The organism is Listeria marthii, from assembly GCF_014227425.1.
Classification (GTDB): domain Bacteria; phylum Bacillota; class Bacilli; order Lactobacillales; family Listeriaceae; genus Listeria; species Listeria marthii.
Genome location: NZ_JAASWB010000004.1, coordinates 195,675 through 217,293, shown reverse-complemented (window position 1 = coordinate 217,293; position 21,619 = coordinate 195,675). Strand labels below are relative to the sequence as shown.

Here is a 21,619-nt window from a genome sequence, read left to right as displayed (position 1 = left end):
CTACGATTTTTTATTAATTAATTAAAGGTTTTTGAGGTTTTACAAAATATAAAAAAATGGGGGATACTCATGAAATTTGTTATTGAGCGTGATCGTCTTGTCCAAGCAGTCAATGAAGTTACTCGTGCCATCTCTGCAAGAACAACGATTCCAATATTAACGGGAATAAAAATTGTCGTAAATGATGAAGGTGTAACACTAACTGGTAGTGATTCCGATATTTCCATCGAAGCATTTATTCCATTAGTTGAAAATGATGAAGTAATTGTAGAAGTGGAAAGTTTTGGTGGGATTGTTCTTCAATCCAAATACTTCGGCGATATCGTTCGTCGTTTACCAGAAGAAAATGTAGAAATTGAAGTTACTTCTAATTACCAAACCAACATTAGTTCCGGTCAAGCATCTTTTACATTAAACGGCTTAGATCCAATGGAATATCCTAAATTACCAGAAGTTACTGATGGTAAAACTATCAAAATTCCAATTAATGTACTGAAAAATATCGTTCGCCAAACAGTATTCGCTGTTTCTGCTATCGAAGTTCGCCCAGTACTTACTGGTGTTAACTGGATTATTAAAGATAATAAGCTTAGTGCAGTCGCAACAGATAGTCACCGTCTAGCTTTACGTGAAATTCCACTGGAAACAAACATTGACGAAGAATACAACATTGTTATTCCAGGAAAAAGCTTATCCGAATTAAATAAAATTTTAGATGATGCAAGCGAATCAATTGAAATGACACTTGCAAACAATCAAATTCTTTTTAAATTAAAAGATTTACTATTCTACTCTCGTTTACTTGAAGGTAGTTACCCAGATACATCTCGTCTAATTCCAACTGATACTAAATCAGAATTAGTCATTAATTCCAAAGCGTTTTTACAAGCAATTGACCGTGCGTCCCTACTTGCTCGCGAAAATCGTAATAACGTTATTAAATTAATGACACTGGAAAATGGCCAAGTAGAAGTATCCTCGAATTCTCCGGAAGTTGGGAATGTTTCTGAAAATGTCTTCAGCCAAAGCTTTACTGGCGAAGAAATCAAAATATCTTTTAACGGTAAATACATGATGGATGCCCTGCGTGCTTTTGAAGGTGATGATATTCAAATTTCCTTCTCTGGTACAATGCGCCCATTCGTACTTCGACCAAAAGATGCAGCCAATCCAAATGAAATTTTACAATTAATCACGCCGGTTAGAACTTACTAATCTCGCAAAAAGCACATCCGTCTTGGTTTCAAGGCGGATTTTTTTTGTTATAGTACAGTTTTTGGATAGAAATGTATATTTATGCAAATGGAGGTAATTCTTAGCATGATGAAAGATATGACAACAGGTAATCCGACAAAATTAATTTTTTTATTCGCGATGCCGATGTTGATTGGAAACTTATTCCAGCAATTTTATACGATGATTGATGCGGTTATTGTTGGGAAATTTGTCAGTGTCGATGCGCTTGCTGCTGTTGGCGCGACAAACTCAGTCAATTTTTTTATGATTTCTTTGATTATTGGACTTATGAGCGGGATTTCTGTCGTAGTTGCACAGTATTTTGGCTTTAAAGATTATGATCGTTTAAAAGATGTTATTGCTACGGCAACTTATGCGGTGGTTTTTTCGGCGATTATTTTGACTGTTGCGGGTGTTTTACTTGCGAAGCCATTACTTGTGTTACTTAGAACGCCAGCGAATATTTTAGATGATTCGACCATCTTTTTAACCACCCTATTTATCGGAATTTTACCTATGAGTTTGTATAACGGAATGGCGGCGATTCTTCGGGCACTCGGAAATTCGATTACGCCACTGATTTTTTTGATTTTATCGTCTTTAATGAATATTGCGCTTGATTTTTTATTTGTTGTTTATATGGATATGGGCGTTCGCGGGGCTGCGATTGCGACGGTTTTATCCCAAACAGCTGCAGCAATTGCCGTTATTTACTATGCTTATCGTCACGTGCCGTTTATGCGGATAGAACGTGCGAAATTCAAGCTTTCCACCCCACTGCTTAAAGAGATGGTGCGCATTGGACTGCCTTCTGGATTACAAGGATCCTTTATTTCTATCGGAAATATGGCTCTTCAAAGTTTAATAAATGGATTCGGTTCATCGGTCGTTGCAGCTTATACGGCGGCAAGTCGAATTGATTCACTTACATATCAACCAGGGATTGCTTTCGGTGCGGCCTCTTCCATGTTTGCTGGTCAAAATATCGGTGCTGGGAAAATTGACCGCGTTCGCGAAGGATTTTGGTCGGGAATCAAAGTAGTTACTGCTATCAGTATTGGCATCACAATTTTAGTGCAACTTTTCGCTCGGCAGTTTTTATTACTATTTGTAGATTCCAGCGAGACAGAAGTTATTAATATTGGTGTGAGCTATTTACTTATTGTGTCGTTATTTTATGTTGTAGTCGGAATTTTGTTTGTTGTTCGTGAGACATTGCGAGGTACTGGGGATGCGATGGTTCCTTTAGCGATGGGGATTTTCGAGTTAATTTCACGACTTGTTATCGGTTTTATTTTATCACTTTACATTGGTTATGTAGGGCTTTGGTGGGCTACTCCAGTTGCATGGATTACCGCAACAATGCTCGGCGTTTGGCGATATAAATCAGGAGCATGGCAAAAAAAGGCAGTTATCAGGCGAAAATAACCATTTTAGTGAAAAAACGCCAGAGAAGCTCATATTTTCTTTTTTTGAATAAATAATATCCCCCCATTAGTTTTGCTAAAAAAAGCTGAAAAACGAATATATGAAAATATTCTTTGTATTATTGGCAAAACTTTAGTAAAATAGAAGGTAGTGATAAAAAAAGATTGGGCGTGAAATTTTTGGCTGAAACAGTGAAGATAAATAGTGAGTTCGTAACGCTTGGTCAACTTTTACAAATGATTGATGTAGTTTCGACTGGTGGAATGGCAAAAGCGTACCTGAGTGAAAATACGATTTACATCAACGGAGAGCAAGACAATCGCCGGGGGAAAAAGCTTCGTAATGGCGATGTTATCTTAGTTCCCGGTATTGGAAAAGTGAAAATTGAGCAAGGAAAATAGCAGATGCATTTAGAAAGTATTGTTTTAAGAAATTTCCGCAATTATGAAAACTTAGAACTAGAATTTTCCCCATCTGTAAATGTTTTTCTTGGCGAGAACGCACAAGGTAAAACCAACCTTTTGGAAGCCGTATTGATGCTTGCACTTGCAAAATCACACCGGACAACGAATGATAAAGATTTTATTATGTGGGAAAAAGAAGAAGCCAAGATGGAAGGTCGGATAGCAAAGCACGGGCAATCAGTGCCTTTAGAGCTTGCTATCACCCAAAAAGGCAAGCGAGCTAAAGTAAATCATTTGGAACAAAAGAAACTAAGCCAATACGTTGGAAACTTAAACGTGGTTATTTTTGCCCCAGAAGATTTATCGCTTGTAAAAGGTGCGCCTGGAGTTAGACGTCGCTTTTTAAATATGGAAATTGGACAAATGCAGCCGATTTATTTGCATAATTTAAGTGAATATCAGCGGATTTTACAGCAACGGAACCAATATTTGAAGATGTTGCAAATGAAACGCAAAGTAGATCCAATGTTGCTTGATATTTTGACAGAACAGTTTGCGGATGTCGCCATTAATTTGACGAAAAGACGAGCTGATTTCATTCAAAAATTAGAAGCATATGCGGCGCCGATTCATCACCAAATTTCCCGAGGTTTAGAGACGTTAAAAATCGAGTATAAAGCTTCCGTCACGCTAAATGGGGACGATCCCGAAGTGTGGAAAGCGGATTTACTTCAAAAAATGGAATCAATCAAACAAAGAGAAATCGACCGTGGTGTCACACTTATTGGGCCACATCGGGATGATTCTCTGTTTTATATTAATGGGCAAAATGTGCAAGATTTTGGTTCACAAGGCCAGCAACGGACAACGGCACTTTCTGTAAAACTAGCAGAAATTGACTTAATCCACGAAGAAACTGGAGAATATCCGGTTCTTCTTCTTGATGATGTGCTAAGTGAACTTGATGATTACCGTCAATCACATTTGCTTGGAGCTATTGAAGGAAAAGTACAAACCTTTGTAACGACAACAAGTACGAGCGGGATCGACCATGAAACGCTCAAACAAGCAACAACTTTCTATGTAGAAAAAGGTACAGTAAAAAAATCCTAATCTAGGTTAATATAATTTGATGAAAAAGAAAGTGCGGTGGAATAATTAATGTCAGAAGAAAATATTACAAATGTACAGGAAAGTGCTTCCGATTATAACGAAGATCAAATACAAGTACTGGAAGGCTTAGAAGCAGTTCGAAAAAGACCTGGTATGTATATTGGTTCAACTAGTCAACGTGGACTCCATCACCTTGTATGGGAAATTGTTGATAATGCAATCGATGAAGCCCTTGCTGGTTTTTGTACAGAAATTGAAATTACAATTGAAGATGATAACAGCATTACTGTTCGCGATAACGGACGTGGAATTCCAACTGGGATTAACGAAAAAATCGGTCGTCCAACAGTAGAAGTTATCTTTACCGTTCTTCATGCCGGTGGTAAATTCGGCGGTGGCGGATATAAAGTATCAGGCGGACTTCACGGGGTTGGTGCATCTGTAGTTAATGCCCTTTCTACCTCTCTTGAAGTACACGTTCATCGTGAAGGTAAAAAATATTACCAACGTTTTGAACGCGGTGATGTTGTGATGGACATGGAAGAACAAGGCGAAACGGATTACCGTGGAACAATTGTTCACTTTACGCCAGATCCACAAATTTTCACAGAAACAACAGAATTTGATTTTGACACGCTTCGTACTCGTACGCGCGAACTTGCTTTCTTGAACCGTGGTCTAACAATTTCGATTGAAGATAAACGTGACGAGCATAAAGTACGTAAAAATTTCCACTATGAAGGCGGAATTCGTTCTTACGTTGAGCATTTAAATAAAGCAAAAGACGTTATCCATGAGCCACCAATTTATTTGGAAGGCGAACGCGATGACATTATGGTTGAGATTTCCATGCAATATAACACTGGATTCTCAAGCAATATCATTTCATTTGCGAATAATATTCATACCTATGAAGGCGGAACACACGAATCTGGATTTAAAACGGCATTAACGCGTGTTATTAATGACTATGCGCGCCGTAATAAATTGTTCAAAGATAGTGATGATAACCTTTCTGGTGAAGATGTTCGTGAAGGTTTAACAGCAATTATTTCCATCAAACACCCAGATCCACAGTTTGAAGGACAAACAAAAACAAAACTTGGAAATTCAGAAGCCCGTTCTATCACCGATAAACTGTTTTCTGAGGCTTTAAATAAATTTATGATGGAAAACCCGGATGTTGCTAAAAAAATCGTTGAGAAGGGCGTTGTGGCCTCTCGTGCACGTCTGGCTGCTAAGCGCGCGCGTGAAGTTGCTCGTAAAAGCAGTGGGCTAGAAATTTCTAGCTTGCCAGGTAAACTAGCTGACTGTTCTTCCCGTAATCCTGAAATCAGCGAACTTTACATCGTTGAGGGTGACTCAGCTGGTGGTTCCGCTAAACAAGGTCGTGACCGTTTATTCCAAGCAATTTTGCCGATTCGTGGTAAAATTTTGAACGTAGAAAAAGCGCGTTTAGATCGTATTTTAGCTAACGAAGAAATTCGAACTATTTTTACAGCAATGGGTACTGGTTTTGGCGGAGATTTCGACGTTTCTAAATCTCGTTACCACAAACTAATTATTATGACTGATGCCGATGTTGATGGTGCACATATTCGTACACTACTTCTTACGTTATTTTATCGTTATATGCGTCCACTGCTTGATGCAGGTTATATCTATATTGCACAACCACCGCTTTATCAAATTAAGCATGGTAAACAAGTGGAGTACGTATACAGTGATGGACAATTAGAAGATTATCTAGCATCCCTTGATGGAGACACTAAATACAGCATTCAACGATATAAAGGTCTTGGAGAAATGAACCCTGAGCAACTTTGGGAAACAACCATGAATCCTGAACACCGTACACTACTTCAAGTCAATATCAAAGACGCTATTGATGCCGATGAAACTTTTGAAATGTTGATGGGTGACCGCGTGGAACCTCGTCGTAAATTCATTGAAGACAATGCACAATACGTTAAAAACTTGGATGTTTAATAAATATTTCCCGGGTAATAATTGGGATATTAATTGTTTTTAAAAGGTTTGAACTAGATTCAGCCTTACTTTTGAAAGGGAGGTTTCTCTAACAATGGCAGAAACACCAAATCAACGAATAACAGAGATAAACTTAAATAAAGAAATGCGGACTTCATTCTTAGACTACGCGATGAGCGTAATTGTTGCCCGTGCCCTACCAGATGTTCGTGACGGATTAAAGCCAGTTCACCGTCGTATTTTATATGCGATGAATGACTTAGGTATGACTTCTGATAAAGCCTATAAGAAATCGGCGCGTATTGTTGGGGAAGTTATTGGTAAGTATCACCCCCACGGCGATACAGCGGTTTACTTTACAATGGTTCGGATGGCGCAAGATTTTAGTTATCGTAATATGCTAGTTGACGGACATGGTAACTTTGGTTCGGTCGATGGTGATATGGCGGCAGCGATGCGTTATACAGAAGCACGTATGTCAAAAATTTCGATGGAACTACTGCGCGATATTAACAAAGATACGATTGATTACGCGGATAACTATGATGGTTCCGAGCGCGAGCCAGTTATTTTACCAGCGCGTTTCCCTAACTTACTAGTCAATGGTTCGTCAGGTATCGCGGTTGGTATGGCTACGAATATTCCTACCCACCATCTTGGTGAAGTTATTGACGGCGTTTTGGCGCTGAGTCGTGATCCAGAAATTACTATTCGTGATTTAATGGAATACATCCCAGGACCTGACTTCCCTACTGCTGGGATGATTATGGGACGTAGTGGAATTCGTCGCGCTTACGAAAGTGGTCGCGGTTCGATTACTGTTCGTGGTCGTGTTGACATTGAAGAAAAGAAAAATGGTAAAGAAACAATCGTTATTACTGAAATTCCTTACCAAGTAAATAAAGCGCGTCTAGTTGAACGTATTGCCGAACTAGCTCGTGAGAAGAAAATTGACGGTATTACTTCCCTAAATGATGAGTCTGACCGTTCCGGAATGCGCATCGTTATTGAAGTTCGTCGTGATATTAGCGCAAGTGTTATCGTGAATAATTTATTCAAAATGACAGCACTTCAAACTACTTTTGGTATTAATATGCTCGCACTTGTCGACAACCATCCAAAAGTCCTTAATTTAAAAGAAATCCTTTATTATTATTTGGAACATCAAAAAGTAGTTATTCGTCGCCGTACTGAATTTGAGCTTCGTAAAGCAGAAGCTCGTGCTCATATCTTAGAAGGTTTACGAATCGCTCTTGATAACATTGACGCGATTATTAAATTAATTCGTGGATCAAAAACTTCCGATGTCGCTAAAGAAGGTTTGATGACACAATTCAACCTTTCTGATAAACAAGCGCAAGCCATTTTAGATATGCGTTTGCAACGTTTAACAGGTTTAGAACGCGAAAAGATTGAAGAAGAATATCAAAACTTAGTGGCATTAATTAACGATTTAAAAGCCATTTTAGCTGATGATGAACGTATTCTTGAAATTATTCGTGAAGAATTAGAAGAAATCAAAGTTAAATATGCGGATAAACGTCGTACAGAAATCTTGGCTGGTGATTTAGTAAGCCTTGAAGATGAAGACTTAATCCCAGAAGAAGAAGTAGCAATCACGCTAACTAAACGTGGCTATATTAAACGTTTACCATTATCGACTTATCGTAGTCAACGTCGTGGTGGCCGTGGTATTCAAGGTATGTCTACACATGAAGATGATTTCGTAGAACACCTTGTTGCAACGAGCACGCATGATACGTTACTATTTTTCACTAACACTGGTAAAGTTTACCGTTCGAAAGGTTATGAAGTGCCTGAATACGGTCGTACCGCCAAAGGTATCCCAATCATCAACTTGCTTGGAATCGAAAGCCAAGAACAAGTGAATGCCGTGATAAATCTATCCGAATTCACCGATGATAGCTACCTATTCTTCACGACAAAACATGGTGTCGTGAAGCGTACAACCCTTTCTCAATTTGCGAAAATTCGTCAAAGTGGTCTTCGTGCAGTTGAACTTCGCGAAAACGATGAACTTATTTCTGTTCAAATGACAGATGGTAGCAAAAACATGATTATCGCAACGAAACATGGACAATCTATCTACTTCCCAGAAGAAAATATCCGCGTAATGGGCCGTACAGCTGCTGGTGTTCGTGGTATTAGACTTCGTGAAGACGATGAAGTTATCGGCATGGAAGTACTGGAAGATGACGAAAAAGTACTCGTTGTAACGGAAAAAGGTTATGGTAAACAAACGCCAGCTTCCCAGTATCCGCTTCGTAATCGTGGTGGTATGGGTGTTAAAACCGTTACAATCACTGAGAAAAACGGTAACTTAGTAGCAATGAAAACTGTTACTGGTGAAGAAGACTTAATGCTAATGACCGTGAGCGGCGTCTTGATTCGTTTTGAAATCGAAACCGTATCACAAACAGGTCGTAGCGCAATGGGTGTCAAACTAATTCGTCTTGATGAAGATGAAAAAGTAGCCACTGTTGCAAAAGTTCCAAAAGAAGAAGATGAAGTTGAGCTTGAGGAAGAAATCGACGAAACATTAATCACGCAAGTTCCTGATGAAAGTTTTGAAGATGCTCCTGGAAGCGACATAGAAGAATAAAACCAAGCTGGAAATGACTCTAATTTGCGAATTAGAACGATTTTCCAGCTTTTTTTCGGTATTAAAAAGCGCTTTTTGGTCGCATTTTATGTATAATATCTTTAATACGTCTAAAAAAGGGAAGAGTTGAAAAAAATGCGCAAACTGATCCAATTTCTGTTTATAGCAGTAGTTTTATTTTTAGTGGAATATGTTTTAATTAATCAAGCAGCCATACTTTTCTTAGTAACAAGTGCGATTATTCAATTATGCGGGGTTGTTATTACGGTTCGGCTACTCCTATTTGATCAGCGGAATACTAGCTCAAAAGTCGCCTGGATTGCGGTTATTTTCATTTTACCTGTACTTGGAACGATTAGTTACCTTGTGTTCGGTAGAAACCCAGCAACTAGAAAATTCAGCACAGCTCAAGTTACGGAAAAAGCTAAATTAATAAATGCAGTTCATGCAATTCCGAATAACACCAATGAAAAATTACCAAGACTCTCTAAAAGGATTGCTCATTTAACCTCCATAGAGCCGATTAAGGGGAATAAAATTGAAATACTAACAAATGGTGAAGAAACTTTCCCAGTGCTCTTAGACGCGCTTAGAAAAGCGGAAAACCACATCCATATTCAATACTATATTTTCAAAACGGATGAAATTTCTACCGAGATTCGCGATATTTTGGTAGAAAAAGCGAAATCTGGCGTTGAAGTTAGATTTATGTTTGATGGACTAGGTTCAAGTAAGCTCCATAAAGCCTTTTTGGCCCCTTTAAAAGAAGCTGGTGTTAGTATTCACGCCTTTGATCCAATTTCCTCGCCGTGGATTGTAAGAACGGCCAATTTAAGAAATCACCGTAAAATTGTCGTGATTGACGGGCAAATAGGCTTCACGGGTGGGCTCAACATTGGGGAAGAATACCGTTCCAATACGCCTGATTTCCGTGTTTGGCGCGATACGCATATTAAAATCACCGGTCAAGCCGTAATCGAACTCCAAGAATCTTTCCTAAACGATTGGATTTATATGGAAAATCGAGCTGGCGCTGCCGACGGATTTATCAGCGAAACCGGATTAAAACAGTATTTCTCTCCAGTTGATATGGGCGACGAATGGGCTCAGGTCATATACGGCGGACCATACGATAAAGAAAAATGGGTTCGCGATTCGATGCTTGATTTGATTGATTCCGCTAAAGAGTCAGTTTGGATTGTGTCGCCCTACTTTGTTCCTGATGAGGAATCGCTTGCGGTTATCCGCCGGGTTGCAATGAGTGGCGTTGACGTACGGGTTATCATTCCTGGAAAAGGCGATCGCGGGATTTCATTCCACGGAAGTAATGCTTATGTGAAAACGATGATTGAGGCAGGCGCGAAAATGTATGCCTACGCCGATGACTCTTTTGTTCATGCGAAGGCAATGTTAGTGGATGGAACGCGTGCAGCTATTGGGACTGCGAATTTTGATGTTCGTAGCTTTAGATTGAATCATGAATTAATGGTGTTTTTATATGATGAAAGCGAGGCTATGCATCATTTAAAGCGCGATTTCAAGAAAGATTTTGAAGATAGCCGATTATTTACGATGAAAGACATGGAGAATAAGCCATTGTTTACGCGTATAAAAGAAGTTCTATCCAGTTTACTATCACCAATTTTATAATTTAGGAGTGGAAAAATGAGTGGAGATTTAAAACTTAGACCGCTTGAACGAGAAGATTTGAAATTTGTTCATCGGTTAAATAATGATGCGAAGATTATGTCGTACTGGTTTGAAGAGCCATATGAGGCATTTGTCGAGCTTCAGGAGTTATATGATAAGCACATTCACGATCAGTCAGAACGCCGTTTTATTTTAGAATTAGATGGCCAAATGGTTGGATTAGTCGAGTTAATGGAAATTGATTATATTCACCGAAGAGCGGAATTTCAAATTATTATTGATCCTAAGTTTCAGGGACACGGTTATGCTGTGTCTGCCACAAAACTCGCGATGAAATATGCTTTTCACGTACTAAATCTGCATAAATTATATTTAGTCGTTGATAAAGTAAATGAAAAAGCAATTCACATCTATGAAAAAGTTGGTTTTATTCGTGAAGGCGAACTAATTGATGAATTTTTTGTTGATGGAACTTACCACGATGCGATTCGAATGTGTATTTTCCAACAACAATATCAAGAAATGGATATTTAAAAGGTGATTGGCGCGGGAAAAGTTGCGCCAGTCATTGTTTTGGGTCAAAAAAAGTTCTATAATAAGGTTTTAGTGAAAAAATTATGGTATCATGAAGTATTAAAGTTTGTATTATTTTGATGGAGAAAGGATTGGCGTGCATTGGCTACAGGCATTGGGACAGCTAAAATGATATTATGCGGAGAACATGCAGTTGTATACGGAGAACCGGCAATTTCAGTCCCATTTACACAAGCAGTAGTAACGACAAATGTAGAAGCTTCTACAAAAACCAAATTCTCTTCGGCATTTTTTACAGGTGATTTAGAAGATATGCCTGATTTCTTAGCGGGAATCAAAGCATTAGTTGTAGACGTTTTAAACAAAATTGGTAATGGTGAATGTGTTTCTATTCATGTTATGTCAGGCGTTCCAATTGGACGAGGATTAGGATCAAGTGCCGCAGTAGCAACAAGTATTGCGCGCGGCTTATATAAATATTTCAATCAAGAATTAGACTCTAAAAAACTATTAGCAATTGTTAATGCGGCAGAAAAAATTGCTCACGGTAATGCTAGTGGTGTTGATGCCATTACGGTTGTTAGTGAAAAGCCAGTTTGGTACGAGCGAGATCGAAAACTAGAAATTATGAGCTTTCCTAAAAAAATCACGTTCGTCGTAGCGGACACAGGTGTTCCAAGTGAAACGAGAGACGCGGTTAAGGATGTTCAAGTGTTATACAAAGAAAACGAAGCTAAAATCGGTAAAATAATTAAGCAACTCGGCGATATTTCCCGGGAAATAAAGACGCATTTAGAAGGCGATGCAGACACTGTGAAGATTGGTGCTGCAATGAATCAAGCACAAACTTATTTGGAAACTTTGACAGTAAGCGATAGCAGTTTAGAGAAATTAATTAAAGTAGCTAGAAGTAGTGGCGCAGACGGGGCAAAACTTACAGGCGGTGGTCGTGGTGGATGTATTATCGCTGTAGCAAAAAATCAAGAAATCGCTGAAAAAATAACGAAGGCGCTTCATGATGCTGGAGCTGCACAAGAATGGATTTTTACGATTGGAGAAGGTAGTTATGAGAGCGACAGCCATCGCACACACGAATGTGGCGCTAATTAAATACTGGGGAAAACGCGATGAACACTTGATTCTACCTGCAAATAGCAGTTTATCCTTCACGGTAGATAAATTTTATACAAAAACAACAGTAGAATGGGACAAAAATCTATCCCAAGATACATTTATTCTTAACGATGAACAAAAAACGGATGCAAAAGTAGCTCGTTTTATAGATAAAATGCGTGAAGAATTCGGCTTAACAGCAAAAGCAAAAATCATTTCCGAAAATCACGTACCAACTGCGGCCGGACTAGCTTCATCGGCATCGGCATTTGCGGCGCTTGCGCTTGCAGGGTCGAGCGCAGCAGGCAGAAACGATACAAAAGAATATATTTCCAGACTGGCTCGATTCGGCTCTGGATCTGCTTCTCGTTCGATTTTTGGCGATTTCGTTATTTGGGAAAAAGGCGAGCTTGCTGATGGCAGTGATTCATTCGCGGTACCTTTTACTAACAAATTATGTGATAAAATGTCCCTTGTAGTCGCAGTCGTTTCGGACAAAGAAAAGAAAGTTTCTAGCCGTGATGGCATGCGTCTAACCGTTGAAACATCCCCGTTTTTCGAAAACTGGGTAGCTGCTGCTAAGACGGATTTGGAAGAAATGAAACAAGCTATTTTGGACGAAGATTTCATCAAAGTTGGCGAAATCACAGAGCGAAACGGCATGAAAATGCATGCGACAACACTTGGCGCAGAGCCACCCTTCACTTATTTTCAACCACAGTCACTTGAAATAATGGACGCCGTTAGAGAATTGCGCGAAGATGGCATACCAGCTTATTTTACAATGGATGCCGGCCCTAATGTGAAAGTGATTTGTGAACGTGAAAATGAAAATATCGTAGCAGAGAAGTTGTCAGGTTTGGCTAAAAACGTTCTAATTTGCCACGCTGGTAAGGAAGCGAGTGTTATATCAGATGAAAAATAAACTACAGGTTAAAATACCCGGAAAATTATATGTTGCTGGTGAATATGCGGTTGTAGAATCCGGTCACACAGCCATTCTAACTGCGGTTAACCGTTATATAACGCTAACGCTAGAAGATAGTGAGCGCAATGAATTATGGATTCCACATTATGAAAATCCAGTTTCATGGCCAATCGGCGGCGAACTTAAACCAGACGGGGAACATTGGACTTTTACAGCTGAGGCAATCAATATCGCGACAACGTTCCTAAAATCAGAAGGCATCGAGCTAACTCCAGTGAAAATGGTCATTGAAACAGAATTAATCGATCAATCTGGCGCAAAATATGGACTAGGTTCAAGCGCAGCCGCAACGGTAGCTGTAATCAACGCGCTGATGACGAAATTCCATCCAGAAATATCCATGCTGAAAAAATTTAAACTAGCTGCACTTTCCCATTTAGTCGTTCAAGGAAACGGTTCATGTGGTGACATTGCATCTTGTATGTACGGCGGCTGGATTGCGTATACAACATTCGATCAAGAATGGGTGAAGCATCGTTTAGCGTATAAATCACTGGAATGGTTTATGAAAGAACCATGGCCGATGCTACAAATCGAAACATTAGAAGAACCAGTTTCAACATTTTCAGTTGGTTGGACGGGTACACCTGTGAGTACTGGCAAACTTGTTTCGCAAATTCACGCGTTTAAACAAGAAGATAGCAAAAATTATCAACATTTCTTAACTAGAAATAACGAAATCATGAAGCAAATGATTCAAGCTTTCCATACGAAAAACGAAGAATTGCTTTATGCATCAATCAAAGAAAATCGTCGTATTCTTCAAGAACTTGGAACAAAAGCGGGCGTCAACATTGAAACGAGCTTGCTAAAAGAACTAGCAGACTCAGCCGAAAATATGGGCGGCGCAGGAAAATCTTCCGGTTCTGGTGGCGGAGATTGCGGAATAGCTTTCTCAAAAACGAAAGAACTCGCCGAAAAACTAGTTCAAGAGTGGGAATCGCTTGGTATTAAACATTTACCTTTCCATACAGGGAGAGTTCAAATTACTGAATAATGGAGATATCACTAATAAAGCCGAACAACTTTTACATAAAAGTTGTTCGGCTTTTAGTTTGATTACTAAATCTTTTTTTCCGTCTTATCTTTATTAGATAAATCAGCTGCATGATTAAAAATAACCACACCAACAACTGTCAAAATGCCAGATTCTGCACCAGAAAGAATATCCATGAAATATAATATGGATGGTAAAACAATACCTATAATTCCAATTATTAATTCAATCATTCGAAATATCTTTAATTTTTTACTCACCCAACCACTCCTTGTGGAATTAAAGTATGCGACAAAACTAATATACCATGAAAAACAACTTTTCATATAAAAATCATTTCCCATTTGTTTCGAATTTCACAATCTAGGGAATAGTGAACAGAATAAAAGTTTGTGAAATATTTAATATATCAGGTTTTTGAACTAAGATATCAAATCAGATATAATGAGTTAGAGTATGAACATAGTGATTTTAAAAATGCTAATCAGTTTTAAAAAAGTTTGTGAGTTTTTTTAAAAGAACTAAATAGTAAAAGGCATTTTTTCAGTTACATAGGAGTTCTAAAAAGCTTCTTTCAGCACTCCGGTAATGGTATTTTTGCGCAAAAATACACATTAGAAAACATCAAAAGGAAAAGAGGGGATTCGGGTGTCAAAGGTACTTAAATCTTTGCTACTCACGGCACTACTTGGGGTTACCGGCCTTATAAGTGGTTGTGGTGACTTGACGGTACTTAATCCAAAAGGGCCAGTTGCTAAAGGTCAGTCGGACTTAATTATTTATTCGATTATATTTATGCTGGTTATTGTTTTGACGATTTTTGTATTGTTTACAATTATGTTGGTTAAATACCGCGAACGGAAAGACATTTCAAACTACGAGCCAGATATGCATGGCAGTAAAAAACTGGAAATTTTTTGGACATTGATTCCAGTGGCTATCGTTATTGCTCTAGCTATTCCGACGGTAAAAACAATTTATGCAGGGGAAGAAGCACCAAAAGTGACTTCGCATAAAGATCCAATTATTATTTACGCAACAAGTGCAGACTGGAAATGGATTTTTAGTTATCCAGATGAGTCGATTGAAACGGTGAACTATGTAAACATTCCAACCGACCGTCCTGTATTATTCAAATTAACTTCCGCAGATACGATGACAAGCTTTTGGGTTCCGCAATTAGGTGGACAAAAATATGCGATGTCTGGCATGACGATGAATTTATATTTACAAGCAGATGAAGTTGGTACATACAAAGGTCGTAACGCAAACTTCAACGGCGAAGGTTTTGCAGATCAACGCTTTGATGTAGTAGCTCAATCTGAAAAAGATTTCAAAAAATGGGCAAAAGAAACAAAAGCTAGCTCACCAGTTATTACGCAAGACATCTATGACCGTCTGTTAATTCCTGGAAGCTCTAAGCAAAAAACTTATTCTGGTACGCATTTAGCATTTGTTGATGTTGCAGCTGATCCAGAGTATGTTTTCTATGCCTACAAACGTTTTGGTTATGAGATGACAAATCCACATAATCCAAACACAAAATCGACCATTTCTGACAAACCAATGCTTCCGGTTCGTCCTGTTACAGTAACTAATCCGCAATTTGAGCGTCATGATATGAAGCCACAAATTATTAAAAATGGTGAAGGTTACCATGAGGACAAACACCGTGAAGACGAAATGAAGAAAATGGAAGAAGACATCCAAACAAATGAATTCAATAAAAAAGAATCGGATGACGCAGGGAAGTAAAAGGGGGGACATAAGGCATGAAATGGAATGAGTTTATCGTAACTGGTGACCCGATGATTTTAGGTGCGCAAATTTCTATCGTACTTGTAAGTATTGGTGTTGTTGCGTTACTAACTTATACAAAAAAATGGAAGTGGCTCATGAAAGAGTGGATTTCTTCCGTTGATCATAAAAAAATAGGTATTATGTACTTGCTTGCTGCTGTCTTAATGTTTTTCCGTGGCGGTGTGGATGCGCTAATGATGCGTACCCAGCTCGCTTTACCGGATATGAAATTTTTAGACGCACAGCATTACAATGAAGTATTTTCTACGCACGGAACGATTATGATTTTATTTATGGCGATGCCGTTTATCATTGGCTTGATGAACATTGCCGTACCACTTCAAATTGGTGCGCGTGATGTAGCATTTCCGTTTTTAAACAACTTAAGTTTTTGGACGTTCTTTATGGGAGCGATGCTATTTAACTTATCATTCGTAATTGGTGGTTCGCCAGATGCTGGTTGGACAAACTATGCGCCACTTGCGACAGATTTTAGCGCTGGATATGGAATTAACTTCTATCTTCTAGGTGTTCAAATCGCTGGTATTGGTACGTTGATGACGGGGATTAACTTCTTCGTGACGATTTTAAGAATGCGTACAAAAGGTATGACGTTGATGAAAATGCCAATGTTTACTTGGTCTTCATTAATTACAAGTTTGATTATTATTTTCGCTTTCCCAGTTTTAACAGTGGCGCTTGCTTTAATGTCATTTGATCGACTGTTTGGGACAGCATTCTTCACACTCACGAATGGCGGGCTTCCAATGATGTGGGCCAACTTGTTCTGGGTTTGGGGGCATCCGGAAGTGTATATTGTTATTTTGCCAGCTTTCGGTATTTTCTCAGAGATTATTTCTACTTTCTCAAGGAAAAAATTATTCGGTTATCCGGCGATGGTTGCTGCGATGGCAGTTATTTCTTTACTAAGTTTCCTAGTTTGGGTCCATCACTTCTTTACAATGGGATCAGGGGCGCTTGTTAACTCCTTCTTCTCCATTACAACGATGATGATTGCGATTCCGACCGGGATTAAGATATTCAACTGGCTCTTTACGATGTACAAAGGGCGAATAACCTTTACAACGCCAATGCTTTGGTCGCTTGCCTTTATCCCTAACTTTGTTGTCGGTGGGGTAACTGGGGTTATGCTTGCGATGGCTGCGGCCGATTATCAATATCACAATACGTATTTCTTAGTATCCCATTTCCACTACGTATTAATTGCCGGAACCGTGTTCTCCTGCTTTGCCGGGCTTACATACTGGTATCCAAAAATGGTCGGTTACAGACTGAATGAAAAAATTGGTAAATGGTTCTTCTGGATTTTCGTTGTTGGATTTAACGTTTGTTTCTTCCCGCAATATTTCCTAGGACTTGATGGTATGCCTCGTCGTATTTACACTTACGTTCAAGGTGATGGCTGGACAACGCTTAACTTTATCTCTACAGTGGGCGGATTCTTGATGGGTGTGGCGTTCTTAGTTCTTTGCTACAACATCTACTACAGCTACAAAAACTCTAAACGTGAAGTTACAGGTGACCCGTGGGATGCTCGTACGCTTGAATGGGCTACAAGTTCCGCAGTTCCGCCAAAATATAACTTTGCTGTTTTACCTGAATGGAATGACTTGGATGATTTCTGGAATAGAAAACAAAAAGGCGATCCATATGTAAATGATAAAAATTATAAACCAATCCATATGCCAAGCAATACGATGGTTGGATTTGTGATGTCGGTCTTCTTCTTCATTGCCGGTTTTGGACTAGTCTTCTACTGGTATTGGATGGGAATTATTGGTCTTGTTGGTATTTTAGGATGTATGATTTATCGTTCGTTCCAAAATAACGACGGCTACCACGTGGAAGTGGACGAAATCAAAGAAACAGAAGAACATAATGCGCGCGAACTTGCGACTGGTGTGAAGGAGGGTAACCCATGGAATCTGTAGAAACAAATAAAAATCTACCCATTGAATATAGGTCAGAACAAGGTCGATTAAATATTCTTGGTTTCTGGATTTTCCTTGGCGCCGAAATTGCATTGTTTGCGACGCTTTTTGCAACTTACTTTGTTATGAGAAAGGCTGGCTCGAACGCGGGTCATCCTCCAGCTGAAATGTTTGAACTTTGGCTAGTCCTAATAATGACATTTTTACTATTAACAAGTAGCTTCACGTGCGGTCTTGCAATTGGTGAAATGCGTAAAGGCAATGTGAAAATGTTGACGATTTACTCGATTATCACATTGATTCTTGGTGCGGGATTTGTTGGCTTTGAGCTGTATGAATTTGCACACTATGTGACGGAAGGCGTTACGATGCAAGTCGGTTCTTACTGGTCGGCATTCTTCGTTCTACTAGGGACGCATGGTCTTCACGTAACGGTCGGGATTTTCTGGATTAGTTTTATTCTGATTCAAATTAAAATGCATGGTTTGACGCCAAAAACAGCATCAAAAGTATTTATTTCCAGTTTATACTGGCATTTCTTGGATGTTGTGTGGATTTTCATTTTCACCGGTGTCTATTTGCTAGGGATGGTGAACTAATATGACACAAAATAATAAATCAAATGCAGCACATGCTGAAGGTGGCATTCCTTGGAAGCATATTGTTGGCTTTGCGCTATCGGTTATTTTGACGCTTCTAGCAGTCTGGGTGGCTCTTTATTCGACGCTAACAACGAATGTTAAGGTAGTTATTATTTTCATCTTTGCGTTCATTCAGGCAGCCCTACAGCTTCTGATGTTCATGCACATGACAGAAGGCCGCGATGGTAAAATCCAAATCGGTAATATTTTATTCGCAGCATTTATTGCGATTGTCGTAGTTATTGGTTCTTATTGGGTAATGGAAATTGGCCATATGAATCATTTGTTATAAAAAATAAGCTGATCCATGGAACGGTGTATACCGAACCTGGCATCAGCTTTTTTTATTTTGCGGAAATATCACCATTACTATTAATGGTTGCATTTGGAGAAATGGATTGCAGATAATTTAATTATGCTGTCTTGGAAGAGCCTTCAAGCATATTAATTTGATTGCCTGAAATAATACCCGGATCAAAATGGGCGGTTACTTTACCTTGATTAAAATTCAATTTATAAATCCCTGTTTCTGCTGAATGACCAGAAACATAGTCAGGGAATAAGAAATTACCTAATGAATAAGCAATTGGAACATCTTTGTAAACTTCAAACCCTTGGAGCCAGTGTGGATGGCTGGCAACAATCGCATCAACTAAATTATCATCCACTAGTTTTTTCATGTATTGGGTTTGATAATCTACAGGTGTATTCGTCTTTTCAACACCCCAGTGAAAATAAACGACCATATAATCAATATCTTTATTTCTTGCGCGTTCTTCTTTGATTTTTTCTTCGACAAGGTTTAAATCATAACCATTAGTAACCCTGGAGTATCTTCGTCGGCAATCCAACCCGTATTCGGGAAAAAGTGGCAAAACGACATGAAACTAACTTTATTTCCTTTGATGTCAGCTACTTTCAGTTGATAAGCTTCATCTTCATTTTTACCAGCCCCAACATAGGCTAAATTATTGGCGCGCAATGCCGCTGTTGTATCAAGCAATCCAGATTCGTAATAGTCTAAAATATGGTTATTACTAATATTAACCATATCAACCCCAGCATTTTTCAAAGCGGTTAAAGAACTAGGATCACTTTTAATCCAAAATTCTTGGTAAGGGACTTTTTTTGTTCGAGTTGTAATAGCTGTTTCTAAATCAACAAATGTATAGTCGCTCGATTTCAGTTCCTCGCGAACGTTATTAAAAGGATAATCCATTCCCTTTTCTGCTAAAACTGGTCGTAAATCCCAATCAAACATAATATCACCTGTAAAATCAATGTTAAATGGTTCTTTTGGTTTTGGCGGTGTCTCTTTTTTCTTTTTAACAGCAACGACGGTTTTCTTTTTTGGCTTAGCGGTTTCTTTGTTGTTTGTCATGATGGTGTTCACTAATAAACCAATGGAAAAAATTAAAATAATTGACACTATCAGTATAATCCCTTTTTTTCTGGATTTCATTTTTTCTCCTCCTAATTTAAAAGTTAACTAATTCTATCAGTGTGGAGAAAAAGACTTTTATCAAAAACAGGCTCTTTTGAGGAAGAAAATGGCTAAAGTGTGAACTTTGAAATCATAAAAAATAAGACGAATTTAAAAAAATTTAAATTATTGCTTGCTATGTAATGCATTACATATTTTATAGTGGAGAAGTAAATTATATTCGTGAGAGGAGTTAGACATAATGACAGAATCAAAATTTCCTAAAGGCTTTTTATGGGGCGGAGCAGTTGCTGCAAACCAATGTGAAGGCGCATATCTTGAAGACGGCAAGGGACTTTCACTAGTAGATATAGTACCAACAGTAGAGGACGGACGCTGGGATGCCTTATTCAATCCAACGAAAGCGCTTTCTACTGATTACGGTTTTTACCCAAGTCATGAATCAATTGATTTTTATCATCGTTATAAAGAAGACATTAAATTAATGGCAGAAATGGGCTTCAAATGTTTCCGTATGTCCATCAGCTGGCCGCGTATTTTCCCAAATGGTGACGAAACTACACCAAATGAAAAAGGATTAGCATTTTATGACAAAGTTTTCGATGAATGTCATAAATACGGCATCGAGCCAGTAGTTACAATCAACCATTTCGATACTCCACTAGAAGTTTTCAAAAAATATGGTGGCTGGAAAAACCGTAAATGTATCGATTTTTACTTAAATTTCTGTGAAGCTATTTTCACGCGTTACAAAGATAAAGTAAAATATTGGATGACATTTAACGAAATTAACATGATTCTTCATATTCCTTTCTTTGGTGGCGGCATGGACGTTACTAACGAAGAAAATCCAGAAGAAGTAAAATATCAAGCGGCTCATCACCAATTAGTTGCATCTGCTTTGGCGACAAAACTTGGTCATGAAATCAACCCAGAAAACCAAATCGGTTGTATGCTTGCAGCTGGGAACACATACCCAATGACATGTAACCCAGAAGATATTTGGAAATCCATTCAAGCTGACCGTGAAGGCTACTTCTTCATCGACGTTCAAGCACGTGGTTACTATCCAAGCTACACTAAACGTTTCTTCAAAGAACACAACATCAACATCAAAATGGAAGATGGCGACTTAGACGCATTACGCGATCACACAGTTGATTACGTGGCATTCAGCTACTATTCTTCTCGTCTAACAAGCGCTGATCCAGAGAAAAACAAAGAAACAGAAGGCAACGTTTTCGCAACACTAAAAAATCCATACCTAAAAGCAAGCGAATGGGGCTGGCAAATTGATCCACTAGGTCTACGTATTACTATGAATACAATTTACGACCGTTACCAAAAACCACTTTTCATCGTTGAAAATGGCTTAGGTGCAGTGGATACAGTAGAAGAAGACGGCTCAATCAATGATGATTACAGAATCGACTACATGCGTGAACACGTTCGCGAAATGGGCGAAGCAATCGAGGACGGCGTGGAACTTCTTGGCTACACACCATGGGGCTGCATCGACCTTGTCAGCGCTGGTTCTGGCGAAATGAAAAAACGCTACGGCTTCATCTACGTTGACCGTGACAACAAAGGCAACGGAACACTAAACCGCTCGAAGAAAAAATCATTCGACTGGTACAAAAAAGTAATTGAAACAAACGGTAAAGATATCGACTAGAATATAGGAAACCCCCACTTTCGGTGATGAAG

The 21,619-nt window shown here is 38.8% G+C and carries 17 protein-coding genes and 1 pseudogene; 16 read left to right on the top strand and 2 right to left on the bottom strand.

Annotation, left to right across the window (positions count from 1 at the left end):
• Positions 1-69 precede the first annotated feature (69 nt).
• From dnaN to HCJ55_RS08705, 11 genes are all read left to right on the top strand, one after another.
• On the top strand, positions 70-1,215 hold the full coding sequence (gene dnaN, locus HCJ55_RS08755) for a DNA polymerase III subunit beta (RefSeq protein WP_008946384.1): 1,146 nt from the start codon (positions 70-72) through the stop codon (positions 1,213-1,215).
• A 105-nt stretch (positions 1,216-1,320) separates the two neighbouring features.
• The gene (locus tag HCJ55_RS08750; RefSeq protein ID WP_185504242.1) at positions 1,321-2,664 is read left to right on the top strand and encodes an MATE family efflux transporter; all 1,344 of its coding nucleotides are present in this window, start codon (positions 1,321-1,323) and stop codon (positions 2,662-2,664) included.
• A gap of 179 nt (positions 2,665-2,843) precedes the next feature.
• Positions 2,844-3,065 carry a S4 domain-containing protein YaaA gene (gene yaaA, locus HCJ55_RS08745; RefSeq protein WP_008946386.1) on the top strand — a complete coding sequence of 74 codons (222 nt, stop codon included), beginning with the start codon at positions 2,844-2,846 and terminating at the stop codon, positions 3,063-3,065.
• Between the two features lie 3 nt (positions 3,066-3,068).
• Positions 3,069-4,181 (top strand): DNA replication/repair protein RecF, encoded by a 1,113-nt coding sequence (recF, locus tag HCJ55_RS08740; RefSeq protein ID WP_008946387.1) that lies wholly within the window; start codon positions 3,069-3,071, stop codon positions 4,179-4,181.
• A gap of 48 nt (positions 4,182-4,229) precedes the next feature.
• Positions 4,230-6,170: a DNA topoisomerase (ATP-hydrolyzing) subunit B gene (gyrB, locus tag HCJ55_RS08735; RefSeq protein WP_185517812.1), complete on the top strand. Its 1,941-nt coding sequence runs from the start codon at positions 4,230-4,232 to the stop codon at positions 6,168-6,170.
• 94 nt (positions 6,171-6,264) lie between these two features.
• On the top strand, positions 6,265-8,793 hold the full coding sequence (gene gyrA, locus HCJ55_RS08730) for a DNA gyrase subunit A (RefSeq protein WP_185480513.1): 2,529 nt from the start codon (positions 6,265-6,267) through the stop codon (positions 8,791-8,793).
• A gap of 135 nt (positions 8,794-8,928) precedes the next feature.
• Positions 8,929-10,443, top strand: coding sequence for a cardiolipin synthase (gene cls, locus HCJ55_RS08725; RefSeq protein WP_185506491.1), 1,515 nt, complete (start codon positions 8,929-8,931; stop codon positions 10,441-10,443).
• 15 nt (positions 10,444-10,458) lie between these two features.
• Positions 10,459-10,977, top strand: coding sequence for a spermidine N1-acetyltransferase (speG, locus tag HCJ55_RS08720; protein WP_185391750.1), 519 nt, complete (start codon positions 10,459-10,461; stop codon positions 10,975-10,977).
• Positions 10,978-11,118: 141 nt separating this feature from the next.
• On the top strand, positions 11,119-12,087 hold the full coding sequence (gene mvk / locus HCJ55_RS08715; RefSeq protein ID WP_185517811.1) for a mevalonate kinase: 969 nt from the start codon (positions 11,119-11,121) through the stop codon (positions 12,085-12,087).
• Positions 12,044-13,015 (top strand): diphosphomevalonate decarboxylase, encoded by a 972-nt coding sequence (mvaD, locus tag HCJ55_RS08710; protein ID WP_185517809.1) that lies wholly within the window; start codon positions 12,044-12,046, stop codon positions 13,013-13,015. Before mvk ends, mvaD begins: the two co-directional genes overlap by 44 nt.
• Positions 13,005-14,075, top strand: a complete 1,071-nt coding sequence (locus HCJ55_RS08705; protein WP_185502785.1) for a phosphomevalonate kinase — start codon at positions 13,005-13,007, stop codon at positions 14,073-14,075. The genes mvaD and HCJ55_RS08705 overlap by 11 nt, the downstream gene beginning before the upstream one ends.
• 65 nt (positions 14,076-14,140) lie before the next feature.
• Here the strand turns inward: HCJ55_RS08705 and HCJ55_RS08700 are convergent, their stop codons facing one another.
• Complete coding sequence (locus HCJ55_RS08700; RefSeq protein ID WP_008946399.1) at positions 14,141-14,335, bottom strand: hypothetical protein; 195 nt, start codon at positions 14,333-14,335, stop codon at positions 14,141-14,143.
• Between the two features lie 388 nt (positions 14,336-14,723).
• Between HCJ55_RS08700 and qoxA the strand changes: the two genes are divergently transcribed.
• The 4 genes from qoxA to qoxD are packed head-to-tail and all read left to right on the top strand — an operon-like array spanning position 14,724 to position 18,760.
• The gene (gene qoxA / locus HCJ55_RS08695) at positions 14,724-15,830 is read left to right on the top strand and encodes a cytochrome aa3 quinol oxidase subunit II (RefSeq protein ID WP_008946400.1); all 1,107 of its coding nucleotides are present in this window, start codon (positions 14,724-14,726) and stop codon (positions 15,828-15,830) included.
• A gap of 17 nt (positions 15,831-15,847) precedes the next feature.
• Complete coding sequence (gene qoxB / locus HCJ55_RS08690; RefSeq protein ID WP_003732172.1) at positions 15,848-17,827, top strand: cytochrome aa3 quinol oxidase subunit I; 1,980 nt, start codon at positions 15,848-15,850, stop codon at positions 17,825-17,827.
• Positions 17,815-18,426, top strand: coding sequence for a cytochrome aa3 quinol oxidase subunit III (qoxC, locus tag HCJ55_RS08685; protein WP_003721631.1), 612 nt, complete (start codon positions 17,815-17,817; stop codon positions 18,424-18,426). Before qoxB ends, qoxC begins: the two co-directional genes overlap by 13 nt.
• Position 18,427: 1 nt before the next feature.
• Entirely contained in the window at positions 18,428-18,760 is a 333-nt protein-coding gene (gene qoxD, locus HCJ55_RS08680) for a cytochrome aa3 quinol oxidase subunit IV (RefSeq protein WP_003725633.1), read from the top strand.
• Between the two features lie 52 nt (positions 18,761-18,812).
• Here qoxD and HCJ55_RS08675 read toward each other — a convergent pair.
• Positions 18,813-19,930 (bottom strand): annotated as a pseudogene (locus HCJ55_RS08675) (CapA family protein).
• A 223-nt stretch (positions 19,931-20,153) separates the two neighbouring features.
• Between HCJ55_RS08675 and HCJ55_RS08670 the strand changes: the two are divergent.
• Positions 20,154-21,587, top strand: coding sequence for a 6-phospho-beta-glucosidase (locus HCJ55_RS08670; RefSeq protein WP_003740039.1), 1,434 nt, complete (start codon positions 20,154-20,156; stop codon positions 21,585-21,587).
• The last annotated feature ends 32 nt before the right edge of the window (positions 21,588-21,619 follow it).